Origin of the sequence: Micromonospora sp. NPDC007208, assembly GCF_042869175.1 — a bacterium.
GTDB lineage: Bacteria > Actinomycetota > Actinomycetes > Mycobacteriales > Micromonosporaceae > Micromonospora > Micromonospora foliorum.
In genome coordinates this window covers 57171-70618 of the sequence record NZ_JBIAFG010000024.1, presented here as the reverse complement: position 1 = coordinate 70618, position 13448 = coordinate 57171, and the positions used below count along the sequence as shown (strand labels likewise).

Annotated in this window: 11 protein-coding genes; 5 read left to right on the top strand and 6 right to left on the bottom strand. The window is 71.5% G+C overall.

All coding sequences use genetic code 11. The annotated features are described in order from the left end of the window. Positions 1 to 54: 54 nt before the first annotated feature. A complete protein-coding gene (locus tag ACFYL6_RS31445; RefSeq protein WP_387176855.1) occupies positions 55 to 2082 on the top strand; it encodes a hypothetical protein in 2028 nt (675 codons plus the stop codon). 27 nt (positions 2083 to 2109) lie between these two features. On the opposite strand, the gene ACFYL6_RS31440 is transcribed toward ACFYL6_RS31445, so the two are convergent. After that, complete coding sequence (locus ACFYL6_RS31440) at positions 2110 to 2628, bottom strand: acyltransferase (RefSeq protein ID WP_387176854.1); 519 nt, start codon at positions 2626 to 2628, stop codon at positions 2110 to 2112. A gap of 138 nt (positions 2629 to 2766) precedes the next feature. After that, positions 2767 to 3987, bottom strand: a complete 1221-nt coding sequence (locus ACFYL6_RS31435; protein ID WP_387176853.1) for a glycosyltransferase — start codon at positions 3985 to 3987, stop codon at positions 2767 to 2769. A 185-nt stretch (positions 3988 to 4172) separates the two neighbouring features. Between ACFYL6_RS31435 and ACFYL6_RS31430 the strand changes: the two genes are divergently transcribed. Continuing rightward, positions 4173 to 4886, top strand: coding sequence for an acetyltransferase (locus ACFYL6_RS31430; RefSeq protein ID WP_387176874.1), 714 nt, complete (start codon positions 4173 to 4175; stop codon positions 4884 to 4886). Here ACFYL6_RS31430 and wecB read toward each other — a convergent pair. Continuing rightward, positions 4815 to 5939, bottom strand: coding sequence for a non-hydrolyzing UDP-N-acetylglucosamine 2-epimerase (wecB, locus tag ACFYL6_RS31425; protein ID WP_387176852.1), 1125 nt, complete (start codon positions 5937 to 5939; stop codon positions 4815 to 4817). The two genes, ACFYL6_RS31430 and wecB, sit on opposite strands and share 72 nt — an antisense overlap. 55 nt (positions 5940 to 5994) lie before the next feature. Then, the gene (locus ACFYL6_RS31420; protein ID WP_387176851.1) at positions 5995 to 7236 is read right to left on the bottom strand and encodes a glycosyltransferase family 4 protein; all 1242 of its coding nucleotides are present in this window, start codon (positions 7234 to 7236) and stop codon (positions 5995 to 5997) included. Between the two features lie 224 nt (positions 7237 to 7460). Between ACFYL6_RS31420 and gmd the strand changes: the two genes are divergently transcribed. Genes gmd through ACFYL6_RS31405 form a run of 3 tightly spaced genes read left to right on the top strand, consistent with a single transcriptional unit; the run spans position 7461 to position 10812 of the window. Continuing rightward, positions 7461 to 8474: a GDP-mannose 4,6-dehydratase gene (gene gmd, locus ACFYL6_RS31415; RefSeq protein ID WP_238658606.1), complete on the top strand. Its 1014-nt coding sequence runs from the start codon at positions 7461 to 7463 to the stop codon at positions 8472 to 8474. Further along, positions 8471 to 9691, top strand: a complete 1221-nt coding sequence (locus tag ACFYL6_RS31410; RefSeq protein WP_387176850.1) for a glycosyltransferase — start codon at positions 8471 to 8473, stop codon at positions 9689 to 9691. Before gmd ends, ACFYL6_RS31410 begins: the two co-directional genes overlap by 4 nt. Next, positions 9688 to 10812, top strand: a complete 1125-nt coding sequence (locus ACFYL6_RS31405; RefSeq protein WP_387176849.1) for a DegT/DnrJ/EryC1/StrS family aminotransferase — start codon at positions 9688 to 9690, stop codon at positions 10810 to 10812. Before ACFYL6_RS31410 ends, ACFYL6_RS31405 begins: the two co-directional genes overlap by 4 nt. 42 nt (positions 10813 to 10854) lie before the next feature. On the opposite strand, the gene ACFYL6_RS31400 is transcribed toward ACFYL6_RS31405, so the two are convergent. Together ACFYL6_RS31400 and ACFYL6_RS31395 are read right to left on the bottom strand one after the other, a co-directional pair. Continuing rightward, entirely contained in the window at positions 10855 to 12111 is a 1257-nt protein-coding gene (locus tag ACFYL6_RS31400) for a hypothetical protein (RefSeq protein WP_387176848.1), read from the bottom strand. Further along, positions 12108 to 13430 carry a hypothetical protein gene (locus ACFYL6_RS31395; protein ID WP_387176847.1) on the bottom strand — a complete coding sequence of 441 codons (1323 nt, stop codon included), beginning with the start codon at positions 13428 to 13430 and terminating at the stop codon, positions 12108 to 12110. Before ACFYL6_RS31395 ends, ACFYL6_RS31400 begins: the two co-directional genes overlap by 4 nt. Positions 13431 to 13448: the final 18 nt, after the last annotated feature.

The following is a 13448-nucleotide window of genomic DNA, read 5'->3' as shown; positions in this document are numbered from 1 at the left end:
CGACGGCGCACAGTGAGGTTCGTCGTCAGTGCGATCGCGGTGGAGGTGCCGACCATGCCCGAGCTGATCGTCTACCGGTTCAATGCCCTGATGTCCGTCCGGTCGCGCTTCGACAGCACCCGTGACCTGGTCATGCCGGCCAACCTGTCGTACGCGGAGGCGATGGTCGGCATGTGGCACTCCGGTCTCCCCCAGGTCACTCTGGTGCCCTCGACCGCGACCGACGCCCAGGTGTGGCCGGTGATGTCGGCTGTCGGGACGAAGATCCACGACACCTCCGACGACAACTGCCCGATCAACACCGGCTGGTCGTACGTCGGCGGCAGTCACGGCTACAACGTCGGCAACCAGATCGTCGTCACCAACCACGGCAAGACGACAGTCGACGTGGGCTCGCAGTGGACCGACGGAACGCGCACCTTCACCCTGCTGGCCATCACCAACGCGGACAGCCTGCTCTTCGGCAACCCGTACACGGTCGTCGACGGCATCGCGCAGGGCGCCCGGGTCAAGCCGACCGCGCCGCTCACCCACCTCTCGGGGGCGACCAACACGACCACCGTGGCGATCACGGGTCTGACGCCCGACGTGCAGATCCGCCCGGCCACCCACTCCCACACGGTGACTGTCGAACTCGACGGGCGACCGGTGCCGGACGGCCGGTTCACGGGGCAGGAGCTGACGATCCGGGAGTCCTACCTGATCCCGTCCTACCAGGGGATGATCGACACCGCCCGGGCGAACATCGGCACTCCCATCGCCACGATCATGTCGCGGATCCCGTCCCTGTGCCGGATCTCGAACGTCTACCGCTGGTCGCAGGGCGGTCTGCTGGTCGGGCAGACGGTGGCCGCGCTGGAGCGGTTCACAGTGAACGCCGGGGTGACCCAGTGCCACCCGCTGACCCCGGTGGCCGGCGGCACCCGTCGGCAGTTCATGCCGAACGTGGGCACGGCCGGTGGCCTGAACTGGTCGGGGTGGGCGAACATCGACACGCTGCCCGCCCTCACCGACTTCGCCCCGGCGACCCTGAGGAACCCGTTGCTGCCGGCGAGCAGCATGAGCCAGTGGGTGGTCGACAGCGGCCAGGTCCAGCAGTGGGGCATCGCCGTCGGGTTGCTGCCGGTCGCCGACGGCGTGCCCGAGGTCCGGGCCCGACACACCACGGCCAAGGGCTGGTTCATCAGCTCCAGCCTCAAGAAGAACTACCCGCAGTTGGTGTGGGGCCGCACCCTCGACGCCGGCGAATCCGTGACCGGCACCGCCTACCGGCGCTACCTGGCACCGCCGTCGGCGGCCACCGAGATCGTCGTGTCGGACTCCACCCACGACTTCGTGATGATCGAACGGGTCGACGCCGTCGCCCAGACCCAGATGGCGGCGCCGCAACTGTTCCACCGGCTGCTGGTCCCGGTCGGTCCGACGAACCTCACCGTGCCGGACCGGGTCGCCGTCACCGGGATCTCGTACGGCATGACGGTCCCCGCCGGGTACGGGATGTGGCGCGCGGAGCCCGGCCCGGTGCGGGTGGGGCCGCTGCCCGGGGCGACCTGCCCGCGCGGCAGCTACTTCCTCCCCCTCGCCGGCCCGACCCAGCACGTCACCTACACCGGCACCTACCAGTCGCTCCTGCTGCACCCGGTCCACCTGGCGGAACCCACGCCGGTCGACCGGGCGTGCGTCGAGGTCACCGTGGCGGGCACCGGGGTGGTACGGCACGGCGTCTACGCCCACGATCCGGCGACCGGTCGTCCCGCCGTCCTCGGCCCGATCGCCGACTTCGGCAGCGTCGACGTCACGTCGGTGGGCGTCCAGGAGTCGGTGTTGACCGTCCCCGTGCTGCTGCCCGCCGGCTGGCACTGGTACGGGCACGCGTGGCAGACCAACGGCGTCACCGCGCCCACGGTGCGGGCCAGCAGCACCGGCGCCGCCACCACCCTCAACCTCGGCACGAGTTCGGCGGCGATGACCGGGGACCGGTTCGGTTACGAGGTGACCGGGACGACCGGGGCGTTGGGAGCGATCACCATCACCGGCGTCCACCAACTGCCGCCTCCACGGGTCGCGTACCGGCGGGCCTGAGCGGGCGGTCGCGGCCGGCGCGCCGGGTCAGACGGTGGTCACCCCGTAGATCCTCTTCATCGCCTCGTGCTTCTCCGGGACGGGAAGGTGCCCGATGCCCAGCGACTTGGCCTGCAACCGTTCCAGGTACTCGTCGGTGGTCCGCAGCGGTCGCGCCGGGACACCGGCGGCCACCGTGTTGTCCGGGATGTCGCGGGTGACGATCGAGCCCGCCCCGATGACGCACCGGCTTCCGATGGTGACGCCGGCCAGGATCATCGACCGCATACCGATGTAGACGTCGTCGCCGATCGTGATCGGGGCGGTCCAGTCCAGGTCGGGGTGGTCCTTGCGCAGGATCAGCGTGCCGCCGTCGTGGGTGACGAACTGCACCTCGGAGGTGATGTAGACGTTGTTGCCGATGGTGATCAGCCACGGCTCCGAGCCGAACATCGCCCGGCTGATGCCGTAGAACCTGACCCGTCCGGTCAGGTTCACCCCGAGGGACCGCGCGAACGCCTCGGGGTCACGGGTGGCGGCCAGGTGGTCCCGGACTCGTCGGACCATCGTACGAACGCGACTGGGCACGTGCTGTCCTCGCTCAATGGGGGCCTACCGGGTGGCGGACGACGGACCCGCCGACGCGGGCCCCGCCTCTGCAACGACGAAGTTCCGGCCCGAGTGACGCGGCCCCGGCGAGCCGGATCAGGCGCAGAATCGCCGGGCGTGGTCCAGCACGTTGAGTTCCCGGGCCTGCTGCCGCCAGAGCTGGTACCGCCGGCCCGCGGTCTCCTTCGCCTCGGCGCGTTCCCCGGCCGACCGGTCGGCCAGCCGGTCGAGGGCCTCGCTCAGCGCGGCCGCCGTCGCCGGCCGGACCACCGCTCCCCCGCCGGCGGCGATCAGCTCGCTGAACGGCGTCGCGTCGGAGCAGACCACCGGGCAGCCGGACGCCAGGCTCTCCAGGATGACGTGGCCGTAGTTCTCGCCCAGCGTCGGGAAGAGGAACGCGTCGTATCGGCTGAAGGTCGCCATCACCTCGTCCGCCCCGAGTTCCCCGAGGTAGCGGACCCGGACATGGTCGGGCATCGCGTCGATGAGGCGTCGGCAGCACGCCCAGTACTGCTCGTCCTCCCGCGGACCGTAGATGTCGAACTCCAGCGGGTGCGTGGCGCCGGCGACCGCCTCCAACGCCCGGGTGAGGTTCTTCATCGGGGAGATCCGGCCGACGAACACCAGCCGCAGCGGCCCGTCGTGGGCGACGGCCCGGGGCGCGGGCTGCTCCGGGATCGGGCACTCGTTGCCGTTCACCATGATCTGTGCCCATGGCACGTTCGCGCGGATCTGGGTCTCCTCCAGCCAGCTGCACGCCTGCCAGCGCACGTCGAGCCGACGCAGAAGCGGGGCCCAGACCGCCAGGAAGAGCCGCTTCTTGCGCGTCTTGATGGCGAGTGCACCGGGCGAGAGCTCGCCGCGCGGGGCCAGCATGATCGCGCGGACGCGCACCAGCCGCAGCGCCACCGCCAGGATCGGCAGCACCGAGAAGAGCGACCAGAGGCTGTTGACGTAGATCAGATCGACCGGGCGGGACCGGATGTGCCGCGCCAGTCGGACCCAGTGCCGCAGGGCGAACGGGCCGAGGTAGAAAACCGCGCAGCGGTCGTCGCGCCGCACCAGCCGCCCGGACAGGCCCGGGTAGGGTGTGGGCGAGGAAAGGTCCCGGTCACCGGTGACCAGGGTGACGTCGAGGTCGTCCGGCAGGGTGTCGAGGATGAACCGCAGGGAGCGGATCGGCCCGCCGCCACGAAAGCCCGGCTCGAACACGCGAGCGGTGGCGAGCACCCGGTACCCCGCCGTGGTCGTGGATCGCGCCGTCCCCCTGGGTGCCCCGGTGCTGTCGGGCAGACGCGTCCTTGCCAGCTTGTTCACCTTCGGCTCACCTTCGGAGATTGCTGCCCCGGCGTCGGCGCGGGCACACCTGCACCGGGAACGCGCGCGGGCTGACCAGGGCGCCGGCACTCACCCGTCACCATCAGCACCGGTAGCCGGTTCAGTTGACGGAGAGCGGCCAGCGTTCTCCGTAGCCGAGGGAGCCGCGGTTGACGACCGACGTAGTGATCGTAGGCACGGGCGGAATGGGCCGTGAGGTATATGGGGTAATTCGGCTGTTGAACACCATTGCGGAGAATGCGGTGCCGTGGCGGGTGCTGGGCTTCGTCGACGACTACCCCACCGAGTCCAACGTCGAGTCGGTACACCGCCTGGGCGTCGCCTTCCTCGGCCCCACCCGGTGGTTGGCCGCCCAACCGACCAGCACCCACGTGGCGCTCGGCGTCGGGCATCCGAGGTTGCGCCGCGAGACCGACCAGACCATCGCCGGGTACGGCCTACCGGCGGCCACAGTGGTGCACCCGGCCGCCGAGATCGGGCCCGACTGCGTCCACCAGCAGGGGTTGTTCGCCGCCGGCGGCGCCCGGGTGACGACGAACGTGCTGCTGGGACGGCACGTGCACCTCAACCAGAACTGCACGGTGGGGCACGACACCGTGCTCGGCGACTACGTGTCGGTCAATCCGCTCGCCGCGGTCTCCGGATACTGCCGGCTGGAGGACGGCGTTCTGGTGGGCACCACGGCCGCGATCCTGCCGAAGCTGACCGTCGGCCGGGACGCCACAGTGGGCGCCGGCGCGTGCGTGACCCGCGATGTCGCCCCGGGCGTCGTGGTCACGGGTGTGCCGGCCCGGCCGGTGGACCGGTCAGCGGCGGATGCCCGCCCAGTCGTGATGGCGGCGCACGGTCGACAGGATGAAGTCGACCACCCGGCGTGACGTGTCGGGGACCTGGTAGTCGAGCGGACAGGCGACCGAGCCGTCGGCCACCTGCGCCACCACCACCCGGATGGCCTCCACGACCCCGTCGGGCTCCAGGCCGGTCATCACGATCGCCCCGCTGTCCAGTGCCTCCGGACGCTCGATGGACTCGCGCAGGGTCACCGCCGGGAACCCGAGAATCGCGGCCTCCTCGCTGACGGTGCCACTGTCGGACAGGGTGCACCGGGCATGCCGTTGCAGGGTCACGTAGTCGAAGAAGCCGAACGGCTCGTGGAAGGCCACGCCGTCGAGGTGCAGGCCGTCGCCCGCGAGCGCCTCCAGCCGTTTGCGGGTACGCGGATGCGTGGAGACCAACAGCGGCAGCCGCCACTCGTCGCGGACCGCCCGCAGGCACTCCAGCAGCCGACGGAGCCGGTCCGGGTGGTCGACGTTCTCCTGCCGGTGCGCGCTGACGACGAAGTAGCCGCCCGGTTCCAGCTCCAGTTGGGCCAGCACGGTGGACCGCTCGATCTGCCGTCGGTAGTGGTCGAGCACCTCACGCATGGGTGAGCCGGTGTGCAGGATGCGGCGCGGGTGCAGCCCCTCGGCGAGCAGGTTGCGCCGGGCGTGCTCCGAGTAGACCAGGTTGAAGTCGGCGATGTGGTCGACCATGCACCGGTTGGTCTCCTCCGGCACGTTCAGGTCGAAGCAACGGTTGCCGGCCTCCATGTGGTACACCGGCACGTTCATCCGCCGGGCCATCAGCGCCGAGATCGCGCTGTTGGTGTCACCAAGCACCAGCAGCGCGTCCGGGCGCAGCTCGGCGATCGCCCTCTCCGTGCCGACCAGGACGGCGCCGAGGAGGCTGCCGAGCGATCGGGTGTCGGCCCGCAGGAGGAGATCCGGCGCTCGGACCCCCAACTCGCTGAAGAAGACGTCGGAGAGGGATGGATCCCAGTTCTGCCCGGTGTGCACCAACGTGTGGTCCACGGTCCGGTCGAGTGCGTCGATCACCCGGGCCAGCCGGATGATCTCCGGCCTGGTTCCGACGACGGTCATCACGCGGGTCACTTGACGCCTCCTGGTGGCAGCTGTGCGGGTCGAGGAAGGCAGGGCTGGGCGCGCGTCACGGGGTCCGCCCCTGCGGGGGCACCCGGTATGCCGGGTCGCGGATCACCCGCCACGCCTGGTCGAGGACGCTGATCGGAGCCCGGCTCGCCCGCCACCGGCGGTAGGCGGCCCCCGCCTCGACCCGGGCCGCGTGCCGCTGCTCGGGGGTGGCGGTCGCCACCTGGGTGACGAGGGCGCCCAACGCCGTCGCGGTCAGTTCGGGGAGGACCAGCCCGCCGCCGTCGCGCAGCACCGACGTCCACGGTGTCCGGTCGGAGCAGAGCACCGGGCAGCACGCGGACAGGCTCTCGGCGATGGCGTTGCCGTAGTTCTCCCCCCGGGTCGGCATGACGAACGCGTCGTAGCGGTAGAAGGTCGCGCGGACCTGCTCGGGTGGCAGCTCGCCCCGGTAGCTGACGGCGATCGAGTCGGGCAGCTCGGCCAGGTGCTCCCGGCAGCGTCGCCAGTACGCCTCGTCCTCCACCGGGCCGTAGATGTCCAGCCGTACCGGCACCGGCACGAAGGCGAGCGCGGCCAGCACCAGGTCGAGGTTCTTCATGGGGGAGATCCGCCCGATGAAGACCAGCCGCGCGTGGTGGCTCGCGGGTGTCTCGACCGGCGCCGCTTCCGGCTCGGGGCCCCGGCTGACCGCGACGACACCGATCCGCGCCCGGGGCAGTACCCGCTGGATGTCGTTGGCCTCGACCGGTGTGGTGGCGTGCCACAGCACCCGCCGGTCGAGCAGCATCCACCGCCAGGCGGCCAGGAAGATCCGCTTACGGAGTCGGTGCACCCGCAGAGCGGCCGGGCCGAACTCACCCCGGGGGGCGACCAGGATGCGGCCCACCCGCAGCAGACCGAGCCGGGCCGCGGCCATGGGCAGGATGGAGAACGTCGACCAGACGCTGTTGACGTACAGCAGGTCGAAACGGTCGGCGCGCAGCGAGCGCCAGAGCGACCGCCACTGCCCCGGCCGGCGCACGCCGAGATAGAAGACGTTCGTCCGGCCGACCCGGGCCCAGCGACCGGACAGCCCTGGATAGGGGTCGCGGCAACCGAGGTCGCGGTCGCGGGTCAGCATGGACGTCTCAATGTCGTCACTGGCCAGGGCGAGCACTTCGGAAATGGACCGGACGGGCCCTCCGGCCCGCCAACCGGGAGCGAAATAGCCGGCCGTGACAAGGACGTGGAATTTGTTCTCGTCGACAGTCGCCGGTCTTTCTCGGGTGTCCGCCGCGGGGGTGGGGTCGCCGGCCATCCTCAGCTCCTCGTTCGTGCCACAGGATCGATTCGCCTAACGATCGGAGACTCGATCCGTGACTGAGCCGCATTCTCAACCGAGTCGTCTCGACTGAGCTGCGTCACCTGCGAAGAGGACGGCGAAGAATAAATTCCGCCAGTTACATGAAACCCCAGGAGTGCCGACCCCGAGAGCGATATAAGGATCCGGCGGGGAAAATTGGCCAGCAGGAGAGGGACTTCATGTCACGAGTGGCACTCATATCCGGCATCACCGGTCAGGACGGCAGTTACCTGTCGGAGTTCCTCCTCGACAAGGGATACACGGTGCACGGCATCAAACGGCGGTCGTCCTCTTTCAACACCGAGCGGATCGACCACGTCGACGTCCACCCGCGCAGCGGCGACGCCCGCCTCTTCCTCCACTACAGCGACCTCTCCGACCCGGCCTCGCTGACCGCGCTGATCCGGGACATCCGCCCCCACGAGATCTACAACCTGGGCGCGCAGAGCCACGTCCGGGTGTCCTTCGACATTCCCGGGTACACGGCGGACGTCACCGGGCTCGGGGCGCTGCGCATGATGGAGGCGGCCCGCTCCGCCGACGTCGGCTGCCGGTTCTACCAGGCGTCCTCGTCGGAGATGTTCGGCTCGACCCCGCCCCCGCAGCGCGAGGAGACCCCGTTCCACCCGCGCAGCCCGTACGCGTGCGCCAAGGTGTACGCCTACTGGTCGGCGGTGAACTACCGCGAGTCCTGGAACATGTTCTGCGCCAACGGCATCCTGTTCAACCACGAGAGCCCGCGCCGGGGCGAGAACTTCGTGACCCGCAAGATCACCCGCGCGGTGGCCAGGATCGAGGCTGGCATCCAGGACAAGCTCTACCTGGGCAACCTGGACGCCGTTCGGGACTGGGGCTACGCACCGGAGTACGTCGAGGCGATGTGGCTCGCCCTCCAGCAGGACACCCCGGACGACTACGTGGTCGCCACCGGCGAGGGCCACACCGTGCGCGAGTTCGTCGAGGCCGCGTTCGACCGGGTCGGGTTGGACTGGCAGCGGTACGTGGAACTGGACCCCGCCTACTTCCGCCCGGCGGAGGTCGACGCCCTCATCGGCGACTACTCGAAGGCCCGACGCACCCTGGGGTGGGCGCCGAAGACGCTCTTCAGCGACCTGGTCCGAGTCATGGTCGACGCCGATCGGCAACTGCTCGAGGACGAGCGGATGGGGCGACTGATCCGGGTGGACCGGTGAGGGTCGCGGTCGACGCCGCACCCATCCGTCCCGGTCACGCCGCGGGGCTCGAAGCCTTCACCTACGGCCTGTTGACCGGCATGTCCGCCGACGACTCCTGCGACCTGCGGGTGAACGTGCTGCGGGGCACGCTGACCCAGTGGCGGGAGCAGGTGCCCGACGTGCGGATCGCCTGGACCGAGGTGGCGCAGCCGCTCCGTTCCGACAACCCCACCGGCCAACTGCTGCGCCGGTGGACGCCGAGGGCGATGCGTAACTCCCGCACGGTGCGCACGGCCGTCAACGCGGTCCGGCAACGGTCCGTCGTGCGGCACGCCGACACCGACGTCACCCTCTTCCCGGTGCACAGCTCCCCGATCGGGTCGGGCACCTCGGTCGTCGTCCTGCACGACACCCGCCACCTGGGTGGCGAGTTCCACGCCCCCGGCTTCGCGGCGGTGGTCCGGGAGAACGTGGCCCGCGCCGCGGCGATCGTGGTCACCTGGCCCCATCCGTACCGGGAGACCCTGCGCCTCTTCCCGGAGGCCGCGGAGCGGACCGTGCTCATCCCGACCCCGGCGTTCCAACCCGCACCGGAGCGCGCGCACGCCCGGCCCGAGCCGGGGCTGCTGGTCTACCCGTCGTCCACCGCGGAGCACAAGAACCACGCCACCCTGCTGGAGGCGATGGCGCTGCTGCCCGACTGCCGCCTGGTCTGCCCGGGGCCGCTGGTCGAGCCCGAGGCGAGTCGACTGCTCGCCCGTGCCGCACAACCCGACCTGCGCGGCCGGGTCTCCTTCCCCGGCTTCGTCAGCCTGGACGAGCTGAACGCCCTCTACGCCCGAGCGGACGCGGTGGTCGTACCCTCGCTCTGGGAGGCGGCCAGCGGCGCGATGCTGGAGGCGTTCACCTGGGGTCTCCCGGTCGCCTGCGCCGACGTCGAGCCGCTGCGCGACCAGCTGGAGTTCAACCGCGCCGAGGCGGCGGTCTTCCGGGCGCGGGACCCGCGGTCCCTCGCCGACGCGGTGCGGCACCTGCTCGACGAGCGGGAACGCTACGCCGCCGCCTCCCGGCGGGCGAACGACCGATTGGCCGGTCGCACCTGGGCGGCCACCGGCCGCGACTACCTGGAGGTCCTGGGCTGGGCGGCGCGGGGCGGATCGGGTCCGGTGCCACGGTCCCCGTTCGTCACCGAGGCCGCGAACGACACCGTCGCCGGCGGAGGGGATGGATCATGAGCATCGCGGACGACACCTATCCGGTGGCCCGACCGAGCCTCTCCACGTTGGAGGAGCGGTACGTGGTCGACGCGTTGAGGAGCGGGTGGATCTCGTCGCAGGGCCCGTACCTGCGGGACTTCGAGGAGCGTTTCGCCCGTCGCTGCGCCGTCGACACCGCCCTGACGACAAGCAACGGCACTGTCGCGCTGCACCTGGTCCTCGCGGCGGCGGGCATCGGGCCGGGGGACGAGGTGATCGTCCCCGCGCTGACCTACGTGGCGACGGCCAACGCCGTCGCGTACTGCGGCGCGCGTGCCGTCTGCGTGGACGTCCTGCCGGAGAGTTGGTGTGTCGACCCGGCAGCGGTACGCGCCGCGATCGGCCCGCGTACCCGGGCGGTCATCGCCGTCGACCTGTACGGGCACCCGGCCGACTACACCGCCCTGCGCCACCTCTGCGACAGGCACGGCCTGCTCCTGGTCGCCGACGCGGCGGAGTCGTTCGGCGCCACCCTCGACGGGCGACCCACCGGCTCGCTCGCCGACGTCACGACCTTCTCGTTCTTCGGCAACAAGGTGCTCACCTCCGGCGAGGGCGGCTGTGTGACCACCTCCGACGCGGCCCTGGCCGATCGGATGCGCCTGCTACGCAACCAGGGCATGGATCCGCAACGGCGGTACTACTTCCCGGTGCTGGGCTACAACTACCGGATGACGAACCTGTGTGCCGCGGTGCTCTGCGCCCAACTGGAGCGGGCGGACGAGATCGTCGCCCTCCGGGACCGGGTGATCGCCGGTTACGAGGAGCAGTTGGCCGACGAGCCGGCGCTGTCGGCGCAGCCGGTGGCCGCCGGGGTTCGCCGCGCGCCCTGGATGGCAGCCTTCCTCGTCGGGGCCGAGGGGGACGCGACCTCTCGGGACGCGCTGGCCGTCGCGCTCGCCCGACTCGGCGTGGAGACCCGCCCGTTCTTCGTGCCGATCCCGGACCTGCCCGCGCATCGTGATCCGGGCGCGGACTGTCCGGTGACCGAGGACCTGAGCCGGCGCGGCATCAACCTGCCCACGTACGCCGATCTGGCCGAACCGGCGGTCAAGGCCGTGGTGGAGCGCGTCCGCGCCGCCCTGGCGACCATCGCCTGACCCACTGCCGGACCGCGCCGACCCCGTCGGCGCGGTCCGGGGTCAGACCGGTTGGACGGCCGGTGGACGGTCCGCTGCGGGGTCCCGCAGCAGCAGGAGATAGCTGCCGCCCCAGGCGACCGCACTGACCAGGGCCAGTACGACGAGCGCGCCGGCCGCTCCCGCCGCGCCGAACAGGACCGCCCCGGCGACGACCGCCGGCACGCGGAGCCCACCGAGTAGGACGCCGAGCACTATCGCCCGCCGGCTCGCCCGCTCGATCCGCAGCCCGGCGAAGCCGATCGTGGCCGGTACGGCGAGCAGGCTCTCCAGCGCGAGCAGCACCAGCAGGCTCCGGGCGACGGTCCAGTTGGCGCCGAGCAGTTCCTTTCCGACCGCGTCCGGCAACAGTGCGACGGCGACGGTCAACGGCAGGACGGCGGCGGCCACGAGCAGTGCGAGCCGGACAGCCGCCCGCGTCCGCACCGCTCGGGACTCGGCCCGGGTGCGGGCCAACTGCGGCAGGATCAGCGTCGCCGCTGTCGACAGCACGAGATTGACCGGCCCCAGCAGCGTTCGCCCGGCGCTCAACGCGCCGACCACCGCCGTCCCGGCGACCAACGCCACCGCGGTCAGCGCCAACTGCGCCGACCCGGTGGTCAGCAGGAACTGCGCACCGAACCCCGCCGCGACGCGGGTCTCGGCTCGCCCGACCCGCCAGCCCGGCACCAGCGCGTACCGGCGCCGGGCCGCGACGACCACACCGATCAGGCCGCCGCCGACGGCCCACAGGGCGAAGACGTACGGCGTGTCGATCACTCGGAGCAGCCCGGCCAGCGCGGCACACCCGGTGAGCGCCGCCCAGGCGACCTCCTGGGCCATCGCCGCCGAGGGAGCGCCGATGCCGACGGCGACCGCCTTGGTGTAGTCGTAGAGGACCAACCCGGGCAGGGCGAGGCCCGCGAACAGCAGGTAGCGCGAGCCGTACGCCGCGCCGGCCGCGCCGACCAGGGTGCCACCGACGAGGCCGAGCAGGATCGCCCGCCGGGCGGCCAACGCGACCTCGACCCCGGTGGCCAGCACGGTGTCGGTCACGGTGCTCCGCACCAACCCGGAGCCGACGATGTAGAACGAGAAGGCCAGGGCGAACTGACCCAGCCCGCCGACCGACTCCAGCCGGGTCACGGTGATCGCCAGCAGCAGGTTGCCGCCGCTGGAGAGCCCGCCGACGACAAGCGCGAGCAGCGCCCGGCGACCGGTGCGTGGACCGTCCGGGGCATCGGCCCGCCCGGCCGCGTGCCGCCCCACCCGTACGGTCACCGGGCCGCGCCCGGGGCGGTGCCCAACCGGCCGGTGGCCGGGTTCTTGCGGGCCCCGTGCAGGGGGCGGCGGCTGAGCCCCAGCAGGACGAAGACCGGCATCGCCGCCACCACGTGCTGCAGGAAGCTGATGGTGGAGTCGGGGTAGGTGTTGGACCAGAGCAGCGGATCGAAGAGCACCAGGCAGAAGAGGCTCAGCCGGATCGGGCCGGGCGGACCCCGCCAGCGCAGCAGCACCGCTGCCACCGCGGCCCAGAAGGCGTGCACGGCGACCACGCCGGTCGGGCCGTCGAAGAACCAGATGTTGCCCAGCAGCAGGAAGGTGTAGGCCGATGTCGGGCCGCCGCCGATGTACTGGTTGATCTGCTGCCCGGTGGAGATCGCCGGCCGGTCCGGGTCCAGCACCCGGGGCACCAGCCCGTACCGCAGGTAGTCGGTGACCCCGGGTTGACCCAGGTCGACCGGGACGTCGAAGCCCGCCACCAGACTGAGCTGGTTGTCCAGCCGCAGCCGGTCCTTGGCGGTGACCTTGGTGTCCACCGCGACGCCGCGATCCTCCCGGATGGCGTTGCGGTGCTCGAACACGGCCGGCCAGGCGAGGAAGAGCACCACCGCGCAGAGCGCCAGGTAACGCAGTCGGAAGACGCCGCAGAGCGCTCCGGTGGCAGCCATGAAGAACACCAGCGCGACCAGTGGCGCGGTGACGGCCGTCAGCATGGCGACGTAGAGCTCCGCGCCGACGAGGACGGCCAGCCAGCCGTACAGCTTCGCCCGCGACAGCCGGCCGCCCAGGTGGCTGGCCACCAGCAACGCGAAGCCCAGGGCCGTCCAGCCCGAGAAGAGCGTGCTCACCATCGCGAGCGGCCCGCCGGACAGGTCACCGGAGACCTGGTTGACGATGGTTCCCCGACCGAGGTGGGCCCCGAGCACGTTCGCGGCCATGCTGGTCAGCGTGACCACGATGGCGACCGGGTAGAGCCACGGATACCGGGCGTGGGCGCGTCGGAAGCCCTCCCGCCACCGTGGGTCGGGACGTCCGAACAGCCTGCCGGTCGTCTCCACGGCGACGCTGCCCAGCAAAGCGAGCCCGACCAGGGAGACGATGAAGCCGGTATCCGGATTCCGGTAGACGACCGCCATCGGCAGGATGAGCAGCGCGTACGGAGCGAGCACGACGACGGTCACCGGATAGCAGCGGAGCACCCGACCGACGAGATCCCGGTGGGCGCCCGACGCCCTGTCCCCGGTCGACGGGTCCATCCGCGCCTCGGCTGCACCGGTCACCCCGCCGGGGTCGAGGGCAGCCCCGGGCCAGGTCATCGCGCGGGCCCCCTTCGG

What these genes read in the sequence shown, in the direction of transcription:
- ACFYL6_RS31445 (WP_387176855.1), top strand. Translation starts at nt 55, where the DNA reads ATGCCCGAGCTGATCGTCTACCGGTTCAATGCCCTGATGTCCGTCCGG.
- ACFYL6_RS31440 (WP_387176854.1), bottom strand. Translation starts at nt 2,628, where the DNA reads ATGGTCCGACGAGTCCGGGACCACCTGGCCGCCACCCGTGACCCCGAG.
- ACFYL6_RS31420 (WP_387176851.1), bottom strand. Translation starts at nt 7,236, where the DNA reads ATGGCCGGCGACCCCACCCCCGCGGCGGACACCCGAGAAAGACCGGCG.
- gmd (WP_238658606.1), top strand. Translation starts at nt 7,461, where the DNA reads ATGTCACGAGTGGCACTCATATCCGGCATCACCGGTCAGGACGGCAGT.
- ACFYL6_RS31405 (WP_387176849.1), top strand. Translation starts at nt 9,688, where the DNA reads ATGAGCATCGCGGACGACACCTATCCGGTGGCCCGACCGAGCCTCTCC.
- ACFYL6_RS31395 (WP_387176847.1), bottom strand. Translation starts at nt 13,430, where the DNA reads ATGACCTGGCCCGGGGCTGCCCTCGACCCCGGCGGGGTGACCGGTGCA.